This window comes from Roseovarius salis (genome assembly GCF_044472985.1).
GTDB lineage: Bacteria > Pseudomonadota > Alphaproteobacteria > Rhodobacterales > Rhodobacteraceae > Roseovarius > Roseovarius salis.
The window spans coordinates 1-16,110 of sequence record NZ_JBISDG010000030.1 but is presented as its reverse complement, the minus strand read 5'-3'; the positions used below and the strand labels follow the sequence as shown (position 1 = coordinate 16,110).

The window sequence follows — 16,110 nt, the reverse complement described above, 5'->3', positions numbered from 1 at the left end:
GATCCTGTATCCGCTTGATACGGCCTTCCCTAGGATGGTCGCACACGCGGAAAAGGCAGGTCAGCGATGGCAAACGCGATAAGGGTCGGAATCTGGTGCTTTCTGGTCGCGGCGCTGTTTCCGTCAGCGGTCCTGGCGGGGGCCCAGAATGACAGGGTGACAGTCTCGATTGCAATCAAGGTCGGGCCGATCGCCGAGGTCTCCTTTCCCGAGGGCACGGATTTCGTTTTGCGCGTGCCCGAAGCCGGGGCAACGGTGGCGCATTCCGGCCCCTCCGGCACTCGGGACGCCTCTGTTGCCGCGCCGGTCGAGATACCCTTTACCGTAAGGGGCAATGCCAAGGCCATTGTCCACGCCGAGGCGTCGGAGAAAATACCATATCGGAACGGGACACATGTTGGTGTTGCGCGGATGCTCACGAACAGCGAGCGCATCCTTACCTACAGGCTCGACCTGCGATTCCCAAAATCGAATAGTATTCTGAATCAAGGACATATTGATGAATATTCTCGTGACAATATTGACACATCCTCGCGCTACGCGCAGCTCGACGTGGCGCCGGGTCCTTTCAATGGAATTGTCTCCGTGATACCGACACATCCCAAGGTGGCGCGTCCGACGAACGGGACTTACCGCGGGTCCGTGAACCTGACGATCACCGCCACGGAATAATTCTGGCTGGTACCCGGAGGCCCTGATGCCGAAATGGATGCCTTTGTTCAAGGTTGTCGTTTTAACCATTTTCCAACTGTCATTTTCGCATTCGACACAGGCGCAAGAGCAGAAGCTGGTCGATAACGTCTTTTTCCAGACCGATCTCCGCCAGGCGCTTGAGGACATATCCGCGCAGACGAACGAGAACATCATCGCCGACCCCAGCGTGCAGGGCATCGTGTCCGTGACGCTGGAAAAGGTGACGATCGAGCAGGCTCTCGATCTGGTACTTGCCGGAACGGGATATCAGGTGCTTGAACAGCCGGGCTATTACCTGGTTTTCAACCCCGACCCGTCTGCCGAGGCCTTTGCCGAGGTCGCAGAAACAAGGCTCGTGAGCCTCGACAACCTGAAACCCGGTTCCGCGCGCGGGCTGCTCGCCCAGCCTCTGCAGAAATATGTCAGCGTTGACGAGGAATCGGGGCGGCTCGCGGTCTCGGCCCCGCCAAAGCTACTGAACCAGATCGTTTCGGATCTGGAGAAACTGGACAGGCGCGACGAGCAGAACACCAGTTTCTATGCGCTCAATCACGTCAAGGCTGAAAACGCGCGGGAACTGCTGCCGCCCGACCTGCAGCGATACGTGCGCGTCGACACGCAGCGCAATACCGTGGCCATCACGGCCCCCGACGAGAACCGGCTCGCGGCCATCGCCCTGCTGCGCCGGCTGGACGTTCCACGTGCCCCCTCGGCAACCGAGGTGCCGGACGTCTACCCGACGCGGTTGGTGAAGCTGGACAGCTCAAGGGCAGAGAGCGTGGTCGCGCTCCTGCCAGAGACGCTGGCCCAGTATGTGAGGGCGGACGCGCAGTCGAATTCCCTCGCCGTCAGCGCCCCGCCGCAACTGATGCACCGCATCATGGCCGACGTCGAGACCATCGACATGCCGCGCCAGCACGTCATGCTGGATGCGCGGGTTGTCGTGCTCGAGCGCGGCGACCTGCTCGATTTCGGGACGGATTTCCAATGGCCCTCGATCGAGGCCGGAACGCGCAACGCCGACGATGACAGCTGGCCGTACGAAGTGCGGATCGGGTATACGCCGAGCCGCAGCTTCACCAACGCGCTTTCGCTGACGCTGAACTTCCTGTCGGCCAACCGGCAGGCAACCATCATCGCCAGCCCGCAGGTTCTGGCACAGGATGGCACCACGTCCCAGATCCGCGTCACGAGCGAGGAATTCTTCGAGATTCTCACCGAGTCGGAAACCACGACGGCGGTGCTTGGACAGCTCGAGGAGATCGAGACCGGAACGATCCTGTCGATCACGCCGCGCGTCGGGCAAGACGGGAACATCACGCTCGAGATGGATCTCGAGGTGTCGGACGTTACGGGGCGCGGCGAAAACAACCTGCCGGTCGTCAGCCGGCGCTCCGCCCAGAGCACCGTGACCATCCAGAACGGCGGGACGGCGGCGGTCGCGGGGCTGGTGGACGCGCGCGCGCAGTCCAACCGCAGCGGCGTTCCCGGAACGGCGAACCTGCCGCTCATCGGGTACATGCTCGGGCGCCGCGATCTGGACCATCAGGCGCGGCAGGTGGCGATCTTCGTCACCGCCCACCTCGTCGACGAGAACGGAAAGAGGTTCCGGACCGGCGCCGGCCCGACCGCGCAGATCCGCGACATCACGGACGAACAGTACCGCACCGAACTCGAGGCAGCCCTGCATCGGCTGGGGGGACAGGAATGACCGACATCTTGCCCGCAAGAGCGCGCCACGGCGCGCGCGTCACTTTGCGTTCGCCGGTCACGGCCGCGCTCCTGCTCGTGGCGGTGCTGGCGGGATGCTCCGACACGGACCGGAGCTTCCGCCGCGCCACCGGCGAGGTGAACACCATCACCGTCGGCGACCCGGCAGAGATCAGCGCAATGGTGCTGGCCCGCACGATGCTGCGCGCCGGTTTCACGCGGGAGGAAGTGCTCGACAAGGGGCCGGGCATCCGCCGCTCACTCGCCAGCAGCGGGGGCGCCGAGGCGCGACGCGACGGGGAAATCGTTGCGCTCTTTTCCCACAAGGAAGGCGAACTCTACGTCACCAGCAAGCATAGCGGAACCTTCGTGGTCGATCTCTAGCCACGGACCCCCATCGAGGGGACCGGCCCGTGACTTACCAATGCGCGCCTGCATTGACCGAGATATCCTCCATCGTGAGGCTCGGCGCATCGTCCGAGCACGCCAGTGCCACGACGGCAGCGACCTCTTCTGGCTGCACCAGCCGGTTCTGAGGATTCGACGCGGCGATGGCAGCGATCTCTTCTTGTGCGCTCCGCCCTGTCTGGCTGGCCATGATTGCCGCGCTGTTGCGTAGCATTTCCGTCTCGACCCAAGTCGGACTTACGGAAACGCAGCTGACACCGTGCGGCGCCCCCTCGAGCGCGACCGCGCGCGTCAGGCCGACCAGCCCCGCCTTTGACGCGCAGTAGGCGGGATGGTCGGCGACCGCCGCGCGCGCGGCGGTGGAGGCGATGTTGACGATCCGGCCCCAGCCCCTTTCCATCATCTGCGGCAGGCAGGCCCGGATCATCAGGAACGGGCCGGTCAGGTTGGTGTCGATGCAATCGGTCCAGTCCTTCGTGCCGTGGCCGCTCACCGTGTGGTGATGCGTGACACCCGCTGCGTTCACCAGAACGTCGATCGGCCCGCATTCTTCGCGCACTGTCCTGCAAAAGCGATCCACCGAGGCCTCGTCGCACACGTCGAGATGCCGGACCAACGTCCCCGGTGCCACCTTGTCGCGCGCCATGGCTTGATAGTCGCTGTCACCGCCGCGCCGGGCCCCGATGGCAACCGTCATCCCGCAGGCGGACAGTTTTTGCGCAATGGCCAGCCCGATCCCGGCCAACCCGCCGGTGACCACCGCCACTCTGGAACCTGTATGTGTCATGACAACCTTTTCCTTGCATTGCTCTGCGTCGAACGACGGCCCTTGCACGCCATGAATGTCTGCCCGGCAAGCCAAGCACGCCACCGCGGCAGCGGCGACCGGGCCGTGTGAAACCGCCCCGTGACCGCGCATGTGCCTTTGTGGACCACAAGGCGCGGGATGGAAACCGCCGGGGTGTTGCCCGTTGGATGCCGCCGCAAAGAGTGTTAGCAGCGTGGCGGGGCCGTGCCGTCATGCGGATACCGGGACCGTCTGCAAACCATGCAGACGACGGGACCGGAGGCTCACAGAAACACGAGACACCCATGAACCGAACGGCGAGTCACATATTCGGCCCCGAGCTGCGCGGGACAATCGCGCGCAACGTCAAGACATTCAGCCCCGCGCAGGAGGTCTGGCCCGGCCTTCGGCAGGCGGCCGTTACCGTGATCATCGCCACCGACAGATCCTCCAGCAGGGCGAGCGTCATCGTGACTCTCAGGCCCGGCAGCATGCGCCGCCACGGCGCGCAATACGCTCTGCCCGGTGGTCGGCTTGACGCGGGTGAAACCGCGCTGGAGGCGGCGATGCGTGAAACATCGGAAGAGCTGGGACTTGAGTTGAAAGAAGAAGACATCATCGGGCGTCTCGATGACTTTCCCACGCGGTCGGGCTTTTGCATCACGCCCTTTGTCGCATGGTGCGAAGACGTGACGGCACTCACCCCCGACGCGTCCGAGGTGGCGGCGGTGTATTTCATCCCCCTCGAAGAGCTCGAAAGCCCCGCCATACCGCGGCTGGAGCCGGACGCTCACGGCGATCAGCCAGTCATGTCGGCCTATTTCCCGACGCTCGGGCACGACATGTTCGCGCCGACAGCCGCGATCCTCTACCAGTTCCGCGAAATCGCGCTGGAGGCAAGGACGACACGGGTTTCGCATTTCGAACAGCCCCGTTTCGCCTGGAAATAGTCTCCGCGGCGGATCTTGTCGCGGCGGCTGCGGCCAACCGGGCCGACGGGTTTCCGGTCAGGGCGAGCGGACCAGCCCAGCCGCGGACGGGGCTTTCGATGGCCGCCGCATCTGCCGCGCGGCTATTTCGGACAGCTCCGTGTAGAACGGCCTGTGGAATGCCTCGTAATCCGTGTATGGCGCTCCCAGCGCGGCCAGCTCGGCATCGGCGTCGCGGTTATCGTCCTGCCGTTGGATCGCCCCGCGCTTCAGGACCTCGCCATGCCAGCCAACGACGGATTGCCAGCCCTCCGGAACCGCGTCATCCCACTCGAAGGCATGCGCCATGAACGGCAACCCGATGTGATCCCAATACCGTTTCAGCGTCTCGCGCGGGTCGTCGCGCAACTGGTCCGCGGTCATGACCAGCGGCTCATGCCCCTGATCCCTCAATGCGTGGTAGAGCCGGTGCTGCGCCTCGATGCCCAGCTCGGTACTGGTGAAACCGGGATCGCGCCGTTGGTAGGACAGCGCCGCTTCGGCCGGATCCCGCACCAGAAAGGCATGGCTCATCAAGGCCGCGAACCCGTGGTCCTGCGGCATATCGTTTACCACGTAATAGGCCATATCCTTGAAAAACAATGGCTTAACATCGGCGCGCGCCACGATCATGTCGCGGATATCCGCATAGGTCTGCGGATGATCGGGCTCGGGCGCGAAGTCGGGGAAAAGCCGCTCGGTACGGTTCAGGTAATAGTGGTACATGAAAGGCTCATGCAGCACCTCCAGATCGCCACGCGCGCGCATGATGCGCTCGAACGCGGTCGACACGGAACGGGGATGACACCATAGCGCGTGGATCTTCATGGCATCATGTTCGGCCAACATGCGTCGGGCGTCAATCGCTTGCAGGGCTCGGCACCGGTGCCTCCGCGCGACGGGCACGGCAATATCGCCACCTGCACGCAGCGTGGGCGACGATGCTCTCCGGATGGTGTCCAGCCGGTGCGCGTCCGCCCGCAAGTTGCACGCCCACGCCTGGTTCACGTGCGTTCGCCGAATTCCTCCGACAGCCATTCTGCGAAAGCCACGGATGCAGGGGTCGAGGCGTGACTGGATGCACGGAGCAGGAAATATGCCTCCGAAAGGACGGGCGCGTGATCAAAGGGGCGGACCAGCCTGCCCGCATCGAGCAGATCCGCCGCAACGGAATCATGTGCCATGGTGATCCCGGCACCGTGCAGGGCGGCCTGCATCGCGATCACGAAGGTGGATGCGATCGTGACCTCGCCCTCGCGCGCAAACGTCTTGCCCCGGCTCTTGAACCATGTGCTCCACGATCCGGTAAGCCCCGCGCAATCCAGCAGGCGCGCAGTGTCAAGGTCGACGGCGCCATCCTGGTAGTCCGGGGCACAGACGGGAAAATACCGCTCCCGCGACAACCGCAGTGCGCTGGCCGACATCTCCTCCTCGCGCCCGAAACGGATTTCCATGGCGGCATTGTCTGCATGGCGCTCGGGGTCCCAGATCGGGGTGACGATATTGAGCACCAGCCAGGGGTAACGTTCGTAGAGCCGGTGCAGCCGCGGCGCCAGCCACAGCGCCGCGAACCCGAGATTGCACTGCAAGACCATGTTGCGGCCCCTGTCGCCGCCGGTGAAGGCCAGCGTGCCCGAGGCCAGCAGGTCGAACGCCTCGCGCACGACGGGCAGGTAGTTGCCGCCGGCCTCGGACAGCTCGATCGCCCGGGTCTTGCGGATGAAAAGCTCACGGCCAAGGAACCCTTCGAGGCTGCGCACATGCTGGCTGATGGCCGACTGCGTCATGTTCAGCTCGGAGGCTGCACGGGTGAAGGACAGGTGGCGGGCGCTGGCCTCGAAGGCGCGCAGCCAATTCAACGGGGGGAGGGGATCGGTCGACATTGCAGGCATAACCTACGCATAAGCAGAACTGATGCAACATCCCGGAATCCATCGTTTGTCAGGCCCGGGCACGCCTGCAATACACGCGGCGAAACCAGATGGAGAAGCCGGAATGCTGGACACGCGCGACACCTCGAACCTGCCCAATCTCGCCGAGAGGACCGACCTCGCGGCCGCGTTTCGCTGGACGGCCAGGCTTGGCATGCACGAAGGCGTGGCCAACCATTTCAGCCTTGCCATCAATGACGACGGCACGCGGTTCCTGATGAACCCCAACCAGATGCATTTCGGCCGCATCAAGGCCAGCGACCTGATCGAGGTGGACGCCAACGACCCCGGCACGCTCGACCGTCCCGGCGCCCCCGATCCCACGGCATGGGGGCTGCATGGCGGCCTGCACCGCCACTGTCCGCACGCGCGGTGTGCAATGCACGTGCATTCCATCCACGCGACCGTGCTCGCCTGCTTGGCCGACAGCACGCTGCCGCCGATCGACCAGAACTGCGCCACGTTTTTCAACAGGTACGTGATAGATGACGGCTATGGCGGACTGGCCTTCGAGGACGAGGGCGAGCGCTGCGCACAGCTGTTAACGGACCCCAAGAAAAAGGTCATGATCATGGGTAATCACGGCGTGATGGTCATCGGTGACACCGTGGCCGACACCTTCAACCGCCTGTATTACTTCGAACGCGCCGCAGAAACCTACATCCGGGCCCTTCAGACGGGTCAGCCGCTGCGCGTCCTTTCCGAGGAGGTGGCCGAGAAGACCGCCCGCGAGCTGGAGGATTATCCCGGCCAGGCGGATCGTCATCTGGCCGAACTCAAGGCCCTGCTCGACGCAGAGGGCGCCGACTACGCCAGCTGAGACAACCAAGACTCAAGGAGAAAACGATGAGTGAAACCGGTGTCCGCATCGCGGACAAGGGTCTGTACGTGACTCTTGCCGACGGAGAGACCTACTTCAACTACTTCTGGCTTCGCGATGCCTGCCCCACCACGATCGACCCGCAGACGCGCGAGCGGGTTTTCGACGTGACATCGCTCGATGCCGCCCCGTCGGCAAAGATCGCAAGCCTCGGCGACGGGGTTCTGGAAATACATTGGGCCAACGAGGACCATGTCAGCCGGATACCGGTCGAGAAACTGGAGGCGTTCGTGGCCAACGGCCAGCGCCCCGACCCCGCCGACATGCCCCGCCGGTTGTGGTATGCCGGGTTCGACCGCGACTTCACCCGTGTGGCGCAGGCCGATGTCGAGCACAGCGAAGCCGGCCGCGCCAAGCTGGCCCGCGCCCTGATCGAGGACGGGATCGCGCTCGTCACGGGGATGGAGGACAGCGACGAGAGCCTTCCGCGGCTGGTCAACCAGCTCGGACCCGTCACGCCGACGGCCGAGGGGCATTTCTTCGAGGTGCGTCTCGAGATCGCGCCCACCAACCTCGCGTTCACGGCCGGGCCGCTGGAGATGCATACCGACCTGCCCGGCGAGGAAATGGCACCGGGCGTGCAGTTCCTGCATTGCCGTGCGAACTCGGTCGATGGGGGACGCAGCCTTTTCCTCGACGGTGCGGCCGTTGCCGAAGCGTTGCGTGCCGAGGATCCCGAGGCATTCGACCTGCTGTCCAGCCACGCGGTCCCGTTCTTCTACCGGCATGACGGGTGGGATTACAGGGCCCGGCAACGCATCATCGAGCTGGACGCGCGCGGCAACGTCTCGGGCGTGACGATTTCCCAGCACCTGCAGGACGATCTCGACCTGCCGCAAGACGTGCTGGACGTCTATTACCCGGCCTTCTGCAAGTTCCTGCGGATGATGCAGGAGGACCGCTTCGTGTGCCGATTCCGGCTGAACGCGGGCGAATGCATCGTTTTCGACAACCACCGCATCGTCCATGGACGCGAAGGATTCAGCGCCGAAAGCGGACAGCGTCACCTGCGCGGGTGCTACACCGACCGCGGCGCCGCATGGAGCACGTACCGCACGCTCGCCGGACGCGAAGCCGCCTGAAACGGGCACGAAGCCCTCGCCGCCGGGTGATGACCGCCCGGCGGCGGACGCGGGGGCCGGTGATCTGGCGCGCGGCATGGGCGTTGGGGGCGACGCGGACGCGAAGGCCGCGCCACCATCATGCATCCGCCCGCTTTTCCCGCGTCCCTGCGCCCGGATAATGCCCGCCACGCCCGCAGCTGACGCAGCGTTATCCAATGGCGGGCCGATTTCCTGCGCTGCTCTGTTGATGCAACGACAAAGTTGGCTATCCTGTTCGGCATTGTGCCGGTCCGGGGACCGGATATGACAACAGGGAGTACGACATGAAAACAACGGGTATTCTGGCCGTGGCGCTGATGGCCGGCACGGCGATCGGCGCATCCGCGGAAACCTTGCGCTGGGCGCGCGCGGGCGATTCTCTGACGCTCGACCCCCATGCACAGAACGAAGGTCCGACGCACACCCTCGCGCACCAGATCTACGAGCCGTTGATCATCCGTGACATGACCGGCGCGTTCCAGGCCGCACTGGCCACCGGCTGGGCGCCCAAGGAGGACGATCCGAACGTCTGGGTTTTCAACCTGCGGCAGGGCGTCAAGTACCATGACGGGTCCGACTTCACCGCCGAGGACGTCGTGTTCTCCATCAACCGCGCCAAGTCGGAAAACTCCAACATGAAGGAGCTTCTTTCCTCGGTGGTCGAGGTGCGTGCGGTCGATGACCATACGGTGGAATTCGTCACCGACGGGCCGAACCCGATCCTGCCGGCGAACCTGACCAACATGTTCATGATGGACAAGGGATGGGCCGAGGAAAACGACTCGGTCGATGTCCAGCAGGTCGAGGCGGGCGAGAAAACCTTTGCCTCCACCAACGCCATGGGCACCGGCCCCTACAAGCTGGTCAGCCGTGAACCGGACGTGAAAACCGTGCTTACCCAGAACGAGGATTACTGGGGCATGGACCAGTTCCCGATGGATGTCACCGAGATCATCTACACCCCCATCCAGAATGCCGCGACCCGCGTCGCCGCGCTGCTGTCGGGCGAGGTCGATTTCATCCAGGACGTGCCGGTGCAGGATCTCGGCCGCGTGGCCGATACCGAGGGTCTGGTGGTCAAGACCGCGCCGCAGAACCGCGTGATCTTCTTCGGGATGAACATGGGCGCCGACGACATCGCCAATGACGACGTCGTGGGCAAGAACCCTCTTGCCGACGTGCGCGTGCGCCGGGCGATGTCGATGGCGATCAACCGCGAGGCAATCAAGCAGGTGGTGATGCGCGGGCAAAGCCAGCCGGCCGGAATGATCGCGCCGCCCTTCGTGAACGGCTGGACGGAAGAAATGGACAACTCCGCCAAGACCGACATCGATGCCGCCGAGGCGCTGATGGAGGAAGCGGGGTATCCCGACGGCTTCTCGATCCAGCTCGATTGCCCCAACGACCGCTACATCAACGACGAGGCGATCTGCCAGGCGGCCGTGGGCATGCTGGCCCAGATCGACATCACCGTGAACCTCGACGCCAAGCCCAAGGCCCAGCACTTCCCGCTCATCACCAACGGCGAGACGGATTTCTACATGCTTGGCTGGGGCGTGCCGACATATGATTCCGAGTACATCTTCAACTTCCTCGTGCACACGCGCGGCAGCGAACGCGGCAGCTGGAACGGAACCGGCTATTCCAACCCGGAGGTCGACGAGATGATCGTGTCGCTCGCGTCGGAGACCGACCTTGAGAAGCGCAACGAGACAATCCAGTCGATCTGGAACGTGGTGCAGGAACAGCAGCTCTACATCCCGATCCACCACCAGGTGCTGAACTGGGGCATGGACGAGTCGGTGGACATCGAGGTCAGCCCGGAAGACGACCCGAAGTTCAAGTTCTTCAACATCAACTGATGCCTTCGGGGCGGGCATGCGCCCGCCCTGTCCCGGCCGCGCCCGTGCAAGCGGGGCGCGGCCTTTTGCTCTGAACGGGGACCGGAATGTTCGCCTACATCTTACGCCGCGTGATACAGTCGGCGCTGGTGCTCCTGGTCGTGGGGCTGGTCGCGTTCGCCATGTTCCGGTTCGTCGGTGACCCTGTCGACAACATGCTGGGACAGGAGCGCACGCAGGCCGACATCGAACGGCTGCGCGAGCAGCTCGGCCTCGACCAGCCCTTTATCGTGCAGTACTGGCGTTTCCTGGAACAGGCCGCGCAGGGCAATTTCGGCCTGAGCTACCGCCAGGGACGGCCGGTCGCGGAAATCCTGCTGGAACGGCTGCCCGCGACGCTGGAACTGGCCTTCGTCTCGGGGCTCATGGCGCTGGTCGGCGGTATCGCGCTCGGCATTTTCACGGCGATCAGGCGACGCGGCGTTGCCGCGAACGTCATCATGACGGCCTCGCTCATCGGCGTGTCGCTGCCCACCTTCCTGATCGGCATCCTGCTCATCTACCTTTTCTCGGTCGAGCTGGGCTGGCTGCCCAGTTTCGGGCGGGGCGAGGTGACGCGGATCGGGGGCTGGACCACCGGTTTCCTGACGGAAAGCGGGCTCAAGGCGCTGATCCTTCCGGCGATCACGCTGGGGCTCTACCAGATGACGCTCATCATGCGGCTGGTCCGCACCGAGATGCTCGAGGTGTTGCGCATGGACTATATCCGCTTTGCCCGGGCGCGCGGCATACGCGAGAAATCCGTGAACTTCCGCCACGCGCTGAAAAACACGCTCGTTCCCGTCATAACCATCACCGGTCTCCAGCTGGGCAGCATCATCGCCTTTGCCATCATCACCGAGACGGTTTTCCAGTGGCCGGGGGTGGGGCTGCTCTTCATCAACGCGATACAGTTCGTCGACATACCCGTGATGGCCGCCTACCTGATGATGATTTCGGTGATGTTCGTTGGCATCAATCTGATCGTTGACATGCTCTATTTCGCGATCGACCCGCGGCTGCGCGTGGACCGCGCGGCAGGAGGACATTGAGATGGCGGACATGACCAGCGAAGTCCGGCCCTCGCGACTGCGCCGGGCATGGGACAGCGACATCGCCTATTCCTTCCGGCGCACCCCCTTGGCCGTGGCATCGGCCGTGGTTGTCTTGCTGTTGATCCTCGGCGCGCTGTTCGCGCCGCTGGTGGCGCCGCACGATCCTTTCGATCCCGGCACGCTCAACCTGATGAACGGTTTCACCCCGCCCGGTCAGGCCAACCAGTTCACCGGCGAGTTCTTCCTGCTGGGCACCGACGACCAGGGCCGTGACGTGTTTTCGACCATTCTTTACGGCATGCGCATATCGCTCTTCGTGGGGTTCGCGGCGGTGTTGCTGGCGATGGTGCTGGGGGTGATCCTCGGCCTGCTGGCGGGGTATGTGGGCGGCTGGATCGAGACGATCATCATGCGCGTGGCCGATGTGCAGCTCACCTTCCCGGCGATCCTCGTTGCGATGCTCATCTTCGGCATCGCCAAGGGGATCACCCCACCGGAATACCGCGACCAGATGGCGATCTGGGTGCTGATCCTGGCCATCGGCCTGTCCGACTGGGTCCAGTTCGCCCGGGTGGTGCGCGGCGCCACCCTCGTGGAGAAGAACAAGGAATACGTGCAGGCCGCGCGGCTGATCGGGCGTTCGCCCGTGGCCATCATGCTGCGTCACATTCTGCCAAACGTTCTGAACCCGGTGCTGGTGATCGCCACCATAAGCCTCGCCCTCGCGATCATCGCCGAGGCGACGCTTTCGTTCCTCGGCGTCGGGGCCCCCCCGACGAAACCATCGCTCGGCACGCTCATCCGCATCGGACAGGAATTCATGTTCTCGGGTGAGTGGTGGATTCTCTTCTTTCCCGCCATGGCGCTGCTGGCGCTCGCCCTTTCCATCAACCTGCTGGGCGACTGGCTGCGCGATGCCCTGAACCCGAGGCTCAGATGACCGACACTGCCGTCCTCTCCGTCCGCGACCTTGTCGTGGAAATCCCCACGCGGGCCGGTGTGCTGCGCCCGACCGACGGGGTGAGCTACGACATCCACGCAGGCGAGATCCTGGGCGTGGTGGGCGAATCCGGCGCGGGCAAGTCGATGACCGGCAACGCGGTCATCGGCCTGCTCGACCCGCCGGCGCACATCGCCGCGGGCGAGATCCGTCTGAACGGACAGCGGATCGACAACCTGCCGCGCGACAAGATGCGCCGCCTGCGCGGGAACAAGATCGGCATGATCTTCCAGGACCCGCTGACCTCGCTCAACCCGCTGCTGACGATCGGCGACCAGCTGACCGAGACGATCCTCGAACATCTCGCGGTCAGCCAGTCCGAGGCGCTGGAGCGCGCCGTCGCCGCGCTGGAAGAGGTCGGCATACCGGCCGCCCGCGCGCGCATCGACAGCTATCCGCACGAGTTCTCAGGCGGCATGCGCCAGCGGGTGGTGATCGCGCTCGCGCTGTGCGCCGAGCCGGATCTGGTGATCGCGGACGAGCCGACCACGGCGCTGGACGTGTCGGTTCAGGCGCAGATCATCGCGCTGCTCAAACGGCTGTGCCGGGAACGCGGCGTGGCGGTGATGCTGGTCACCCACGACATGGGCGTGATCGCCGAGGCCGCTGACCGCGTGGCCGTGATGTATGCCGGGCGCCTGGCCGAACTCGGACCCGTGCGCGAGGTGCTGACAACCGCCCGGCACCCTTACACGGCAGGGCTTATGGCCTCGACCCCGCTGGCCAGCCAGGGGCACCAGCGGTTGCGGCAGATCCCCGGCGCGATGCCACGCCTCGGCACGCTGCCGCCGGGCTGCGCCTTTTCGCCCCGCTGCGAATACGCGCAGCCGCGCTGCCGGCAGGACCCCGGCCCGACGCTGGACGCCTGCGACGGCCGCGCCGCCTGCTGGTTCCCGCTGAACGCCGACGCGAAAGAGGAGGCCGGCGCATGAGCGCGATCATCAGCATTCGCAACCTTTCGCGCGTCTTCGACGTGTCCAAGCCGTGGCTCAACCGCGTGCTGGAGCGGTCGCCACGGGCTTTGCTGACGGCTGTGTCCGAGGTCAGCTTCGATGTCGAGGAAAACAGCGTCTACGCGCTGGTCGGCGAGAGCGGCTCGGGCAAGTCGACGATCGGCAAGATCGTCGTCGGGCTGGTGCCGCCGACGGATGGCGCGGTGGAGATCGAGGGCGTGGACCTTGCCAGTGAACGCGACCCCGACAAGATCGAGACCGTGCGCGCGGACATACAAATGATCTTCCAGGATCCCTATGCCTCGCTCAACCCGCGCTGGCGCGTGCGCGACATCATCGCCGAGCCGGTCGCCGCGCGCGGCGGGGGCACCGACGGTCTGGCCGAACGCCTGCTGGAGCAGGTCGGACTCTCGGCGGCGGATGCGGGCAAGTACCCGCACGAATTTTCCGGCGGGCAGCGGCAACGCATCTGCATTGCCCGCGCGCTGGCCTCCGGTCCCCGCATCATCGTCTGCGACGAGCCGACCTCGGCGCTCGATGTCAGCGTTCAGGCCCAGGTGCTTAACCTCATGAGCGACCTGCGCGAAGAGCTGGGGCTGACCTACCTCTTCATCAGCCATGACCTGACCGTTGTCCATCACATGGCCGACAGGATCGGGGTGCTCTATCTGGGCCGGCTCGTCGAGGAGGCCCCCCGCGACGTGCTGTTCGACGACCCAAAGCACCCCTACACCCGGATGCTGTTCGATGCCGCCCCGCGTATGGACGCCTTCGGCCGCGAGGTGGACCCGCCCAAGGGCGAGATTCCCGATGCCATCAACCCGCCGCCGGGCTGCGCCTTCCACCCCCGTTGCCCCATCGCCGTGGAGCGCTGCAGCCGGGAACGCCCCGAAATGCGCACGATCGGCGATACGCGCGTTGCCTGTCACCTCGCGGAGTAAGGCCGGGCGTGCGCCGTATCAGTCAAGGCGCACCGGCGCGCCATGGGGCGTGACGCGGTAGGCCTCGCACCATTGTCGTTCAAGTTCGCTCAACGCGTCCGCGGATATGCCCTCCTTGCGTTCCAGAAGGGCAACGAGGGCGGCGAGCACTGCCTCGTGATACGTGTCGGCGGTGTCCGCGGCCCCCTCGCGCTCTTGCCGCGACCTTTCCGCGCCCAGGGCGGCAGACCATTCATCCGGCGCGATGATGCCGTCCTGCACCAGTTTGTCGGCGATCGCACAGGCCGCCGCGTGCCACGGCGCCTCGAACGGGACGTCACGCCGGGCCATCGGCACCCCCGGCTGCGCGCAGATATGTTTCCCAAAGGTCCAGGCACACGGTGTGGCCGGGCCCCGTATCCCGGGCGAAGAGCGCATCGGAAGAGAACGCCACGGTGTAGAGATGCACCGCCCGCTCGGTCCCCCGCGCCATGTCATCGGGGAGGACAAACGCCCCGTGATGCGTCCGCACGCGACCCACGGCATCGCGCGCATAGCGCGGCAGCCGCGTATGCCCCGGCCCGCCATGCGCAAGCGTCCTCACGCTCTGGCCCGGCCGGAACAATGGCCCGGCCGTGGCCGGGCGATCGAAGCATTGCATCATCTCGCGATCCATGGCGACGGCCGCGGACACGTCGCGGCGCACGGGCGTGGCCGGGTCGTCCGCCTGCCCCGTATCGAGTTGCTCGGGCGTGATGATGCCCTCGCCCGCAAGCAATGCCGCGTGAACGAGTGCCCAGTTGGCGAAATAGGGGGTACCCATATATTCGTCCTGCGGACAGAGCTCTCGCACGCGGCGGGCCCAGTCCAGCGGCCAGTCATACGTCGTTTCCATCATGATCGCCTGGCTGGACGCCTCCCATTCGTGATGAAACGCGACATAATCCTCTTCCACCTCCACGGCCCCGAAACCGTCCAGCCCGCCGAGATCGTGCACACCGCTCATGGCCCGGTCCCTCGCGTCGCGGTTTCGGGCGAGAGGTCACGCTGTGTCCCGATCATGGCGTTTCGCGTCACAAGGGCGCGCAGGCGTTCATGGGTCCAGCCATCCGTTCCCCGTGGCCGTTGCGGCAGCACGAGATAGCGCAACTCTGCCGTGGAATCCCAGACCCGGATCTCGACGTCCGGCGAAAGGTCCACGCCGAATTCACGCAAGACACCGCGGGGGTCGCGCACGACCCGCGCGCGATAGGCCGCCTGCTTGTACCAGTCGGGCGGAACGCCGAGAACGGCCCACGGGTAGCACGAGCACAGCGTACAGACGATCACGTTGTGCACGCGCTCGGTATTCTCGACCACGCGCAGGTGACACGACTCCTGCCCCTCGTAACCGAACGCCCGCAGAAAGGCGGTGGCGTCTTCGAACAGCCGGGCCTTGAAATCCGCGTCCACCCACGCTCGCGCGACGAGGTCGGCGCCCCTGTGAGGGCCGATTTCGTCGCGATAGGCTTGGGTCCACGCCTCGATGGTGTCTGGACTTATAAGGCCCTTGCGCACCAGCAGGGTTTCAAGCGCCTTGACCCTCAACTCCGGCTCGGAGGGCATGTGGTGGCGCAGCTGCTTCAGCCGCTCCGCCGCCCGCGTCTCGTCGAAATCGGTCATCGCCTCAGCCCCTGCATCGCCCCTGCCCCGGTGGCACCGCCATCGCCGCGCCCGGGTTCGGCGCCCTCACTCGGCCGGATGGGATGTCGCACCGGGGTGCTCGTTCGCGGGGTCGGGCCAGATCCCCTCGATCCGCACGTCGTTCTGCTCCAGCAGCGGG

The 16,110-nt window shown here is 65.2% G+C and carries 17 protein-coding genes; 11 read left to right on the top strand and 6 right to left on the bottom strand.

Annotation, left to right across the window (positions count from 1 at the left end; all coding sequences use genetic code 11):
• Positions 1-66: 66 nt before the first annotated feature.
• From ACH13J_RS12915 to ACH13J_RS12905, 3 genes are read left to right on the top strand one after another with little or no spacing between them, the layout of a single operon-like run.
• A complete protein-coding gene (locus ACH13J_RS12915) occupies positions 67-672 on the top strand; it encodes a hypothetical protein (RefSeq protein WP_397543753.1) in 606 nt (201 codons plus the stop codon).
• A gap of 25 nt (positions 673-697) precedes the next feature.
• Positions 698-2,404 (top strand): secretin N-terminal domain-containing protein, encoded by a 1,707-nt coding sequence (locus ACH13J_RS12910; protein ID WP_397543752.1) that lies wholly within the window; start codon positions 698-700, stop codon positions 2,402-2,404.
• Positions 2,401-2,787: a hypothetical protein gene (locus tag ACH13J_RS12905; RefSeq protein ID WP_397543751.1), complete on the top strand. Its 387-nt coding sequence runs from the start codon at positions 2,401-2,403 to the stop codon at positions 2,785-2,787. Before ACH13J_RS12910 ends, ACH13J_RS12905 begins: the two co-directional genes overlap by 4 nt.
• A 34-nt stretch (positions 2,788-2,821) precedes the next feature.
• Here the strand turns inward: ACH13J_RS12905 and ACH13J_RS12900 are convergent, their stop codons facing one another.
• Positions 2,822-3,598, bottom strand: coding sequence for an SDR family NAD(P)-dependent oxidoreductase (locus ACH13J_RS12900; protein ID WP_397543750.1), 777 nt, complete (start codon positions 3,596-3,598; stop codon positions 2,822-2,824).
• A gap of 305 nt (positions 3,599-3,903) precedes the next feature.
• Between ACH13J_RS12900 and ACH13J_RS12895 the strand changes: the two genes are divergently transcribed.
• On the top strand, positions 3,904-4,548 hold the full coding sequence (locus ACH13J_RS12895) for an NUDIX domain-containing protein (RefSeq protein WP_397543749.1): 645 nt from the start codon (positions 3,904-3,906) through the stop codon (positions 4,546-4,548).
• A 57-nt stretch (positions 4,549-4,605) separates the two neighbouring features.
• On the opposite strand, the gene ACH13J_RS12890 is transcribed toward ACH13J_RS12895, so the two are convergent.
• On the bottom strand, positions 4,606-5,415 hold the full coding sequence (locus ACH13J_RS12890) for a sulfotransferase-like domain-containing protein (protein WP_397543748.1): 810 nt from the start codon (positions 5,413-5,415) through the stop codon (positions 4,606-4,608).
• Between the two features lie 155 nt (positions 5,416-5,570).
• Entirely contained in the window at positions 5,571-6,449 is an 879-nt protein-coding gene (locus tag ACH13J_RS12885; protein WP_397543747.1) for a LysR family transcriptional regulator, read from the bottom strand.
• Positions 6,450-6,561: 112 nt separating this feature from the next.
• Between ACH13J_RS12885 and ACH13J_RS12880 the strand changes: the two genes are divergently transcribed.
• From ACH13J_RS12880 to ACH13J_RS12850, 7 genes are all read left to right on the top strand, one after another.
• Complete coding sequence (locus ACH13J_RS12880; protein WP_397543746.1) at positions 6,562-7,317, top strand: class II aldolase and adducin N-terminal domain-containing protein; 756 nt, start codon at positions 6,562-6,564, stop codon at positions 7,315-7,317.
• A gap of 26 nt (positions 7,318-7,343) precedes the next feature.
• Positions 7,344-8,459 carry a TauD/TfdA family dioxygenase gene (locus ACH13J_RS12875; RefSeq protein WP_397543745.1) on the top strand — a complete coding sequence of 372 codons (1,116 nt, stop codon included), beginning with the start codon at positions 7,344-7,346 and terminating at the stop codon, positions 8,457-8,459.
• A gap of 305 nt (positions 8,460-8,764) precedes the next feature.
• Entirely contained in the window at positions 8,765-10,342 is a 1,578-nt protein-coding gene (locus ACH13J_RS12870) for an ABC transporter substrate-binding protein (protein WP_397543744.1), read from the top strand.
• A gap of 86 nt (positions 10,343-10,428) precedes the next feature.
• Positions 10,429-11,412, top strand: a complete 984-nt coding sequence (locus ACH13J_RS12865; protein ID WP_397543743.1) for an ABC transporter permease subunit — start codon at positions 10,429-10,431, stop codon at positions 11,410-11,412.
• Position 11,413: 1 nt separating this feature from the next.
• Positions 11,414-12,355, top strand: a complete 942-nt coding sequence (locus ACH13J_RS12860) for an ABC transporter permease subunit (protein ID WP_397543742.1) — start codon at positions 11,414-11,416, stop codon at positions 12,353-12,355.
• Entirely contained in the window at positions 12,352-13,347 is a 996-nt protein-coding gene (locus ACH13J_RS12855) for an oligopeptide/dipeptide ABC transporter ATP-binding protein (protein WP_397543741.1), read from the top strand. The genes ACH13J_RS12860 and ACH13J_RS12855 overlap by 4 nt, the downstream gene beginning before the upstream one ends.
• Complete coding sequence (locus ACH13J_RS12850; RefSeq protein WP_397543740.1) at positions 13,344-14,309, top strand: oligopeptide/dipeptide ABC transporter ATP-binding protein; 966 nt, start codon at positions 13,344-13,346, stop codon at positions 14,307-14,309. The genes ACH13J_RS12855 and ACH13J_RS12850 overlap by 4 nt, the downstream gene beginning before the upstream one ends.
• Before the next feature lie 18 nt (positions 14,310-14,327).
• On the opposite strand, the gene ACH13J_RS12845 is transcribed toward ACH13J_RS12850, so the two are convergent.
• From ACH13J_RS12845 to nthA, 3 genes are read right to left on the bottom strand one after another with little or no spacing between them, the layout of a single operon-like run.
• Positions 14,328-14,639, bottom strand: coding sequence for a hypothetical protein (locus tag ACH13J_RS12845; RefSeq protein ID WP_397543739.1), 312 nt, complete (start codon positions 14,637-14,639; stop codon positions 14,328-14,330).
• A complete protein-coding gene (nthB, locus tag ACH13J_RS12840) occupies positions 14,626-15,294 on the bottom strand; it encodes a nitrile hydratase subunit beta (RefSeq protein WP_397543738.1) in 669 nt (222 codons plus the stop codon). The genes ACH13J_RS12845 and nthB overlap by 14 nt, the downstream gene beginning before the upstream one ends.
• Positions 15,291-15,950 carry a nitrile hydratase subunit alpha gene (gene nthA, locus ACH13J_RS12835; RefSeq protein WP_397543737.1) on the bottom strand — a complete coding sequence of 220 codons (660 nt, stop codon included), beginning with the start codon at positions 15,948-15,950 and terminating at the stop codon, positions 15,291-15,293. Before nthA ends, nthB begins: the two co-directional genes overlap by 4 nt.
• Positions 15,951-16,110 lie beyond the last annotated feature (160 nt).

Excerpts from the sequence above, each read along its gene's own strand:
- ACH13J_RS12870 (WP_397543744.1), top strand. The coding sequence starts at position 8,765 with ATGAAAACAACGGGTATTCTGGCCGTGGCGCTGATGGCCGGCACGGCG.
- ACH13J_RS12885 (WP_397543747.1), bottom strand. The coding sequence starts at position 6,449 with ATGTCGACCGATCCCCTCCCCCCGTTGAATTGGCTGCGCGCCTTCGAG.
- nthB (WP_397543738.1), bottom strand. The coding sequence starts at position 15,294 with ATGAGCGGTGTGCACGATCTCGGCGGGCTGGACGGTTTCGGGGCCGTG.
- nthA (WP_397543737.1), bottom strand. The coding sequence starts at position 15,950 with ATGACCGATTTCGACGAGACGCGGGCGGCGGAGCGGCTGAAGCAGCTG.
- ACH13J_RS12845 (WP_397543739.1), bottom strand. The coding sequence starts at position 14,639 with ATGGCCCGGCGTGACGTCCCGTTCGAGGCGCCGTGGCACGCGGCGGCC.
- ACH13J_RS12875 (WP_397543745.1), top strand. The coding sequence starts at position 7,344 with ATGAGTGAAACCGGTGTCCGCATCGCGGACAAGGGTCTGTACGTGACT.
- ACH13J_RS12895 (WP_397543749.1), top strand. The coding sequence starts at position 3,904 with ATGAACCGAACGGCGAGTCACATATTCGGCCCCGAGCTGCGCGGGACA.
- ACH13J_RS12890 (WP_397543748.1), bottom strand. The coding sequence starts at position 5,415 with ATGTTGGCCGAACATGATGCCATGAAGATCCACGCGCTATGGTGTCAT.
- ACH13J_RS12850 (WP_397543740.1), top strand. The coding sequence starts at position 13,344 with ATGAGCGCGATCATCAGCATTCGCAACCTTTCGCGCGTCTTCGACGTG.
- ACH13J_RS12900 (WP_397543750.1), bottom strand. The coding sequence starts at position 3,598 with ATGACACATACAGGTTCCAGAGTGGCGGTGGTCACCGGCGGGTTGGCC.
- ACH13J_RS12915 (WP_397543753.1), top strand. The coding sequence starts at position 67 with ATGGCAAACGCGATAAGGGTCGGAATCTGGTGCTTTCTGGTCGCGGCG.
- ACH13J_RS12860 (WP_397543742.1), top strand. The coding sequence starts at position 11,414 with ATGGCGGACATGACCAGCGAAGTCCGGCCCTCGCGACTGCGCCGGGCA.
- ACH13J_RS12865 (WP_397543743.1), top strand. The coding sequence starts at position 10,429 with ATGTTCGCCTACATCTTACGCCGCGTGATACAGTCGGCGCTGGTGCTC.
- ACH13J_RS12880 (WP_397543746.1), top strand. The coding sequence starts at position 6,562 with ATGCTGGACACGCGCGACACCTCGAACCTGCCCAATCTCGCCGAGAGG.
- ACH13J_RS12855 (WP_397543741.1), top strand. The coding sequence starts at position 12,352 with ATGACCGACACTGCCGTCCTCTCCGTCCGCGACCTTGTCGTGGAAATC.
- ACH13J_RS12905 (WP_397543751.1), top strand. The coding sequence starts at position 2,401 with ATGACCGACATCTTGCCCGCAAGAGCGCGCCACGGCGCGCGCGTCACT.
- ACH13J_RS12910 (WP_397543752.1), top strand. The coding sequence starts at position 698 with ATGCCGAAATGGATGCCTTTGTTCAAGGTTGTCGTTTTAACCATTTTC.